This is a genomic window from Haloferax sp. Atlit-4N (genome assembly GCF_003383025.1).
In the GTDB taxonomy this organism is placed as follows: Archaea; Halobacteriota; Halobacteria; order Halobacteriales; family Haloferacaceae; genus Haloferax; species Haloferax gibbonsii.
Window position 1 is genome coordinate 1 of record NZ_PSYY01000126.1, and the last position, 438, is coordinate 438.

At 57.3% G+C, this 438-nt stretch carries 1 pseudogene; it reads right to left on the minus strand.

Annotated elements, in window-relative coordinates:
* Positions 1-193: 193 nt before the first annotated feature.
* Positions 194-438 (minus strand): annotated as a pseudogene (locus C5C07_RS20890) (hypothetical protein); the annotation flags it as partial.

The window sequence follows — 438 nt, forward strand, 5'->3', positions numbered from 1 at the left end:
GTACGCGCTTGCGCTCTTCCAGCACGATCCGAGCCGGCGTGTTCAAGCCTCGCTCAGATTCACCGACGCCGGCGTTGAGGAACGGTTCGAGTGGGAGGCAGACGAATTGGAAGACGTCAAATCCGAGCTACGTGAGATGGTCGATCTGATGATGTAGCCGATTGGCTGAGAGTAGAGGCCACGTCTTCATCTCTCAGTCGGATTCTATTTCGAAGGCTGTCTCAAGCAAATCGGTTAATTCTTGAAGCGCCGGGACGACGGATTCATCGACTTGAACCGTGACCCGATCGGTTTCCTTGGGATGTTTCTTCCCCAGAGAGAGGACGACGTCCCCATCTGGAGAGAGCGATGCTGAAAGCCACGCCGTTACTCGGGGAGATCCTGCTAGCCAGGCGGTGGTGAGGTCGTGCCAGGGGTGTTCGCGCTCTGCCTCCGATG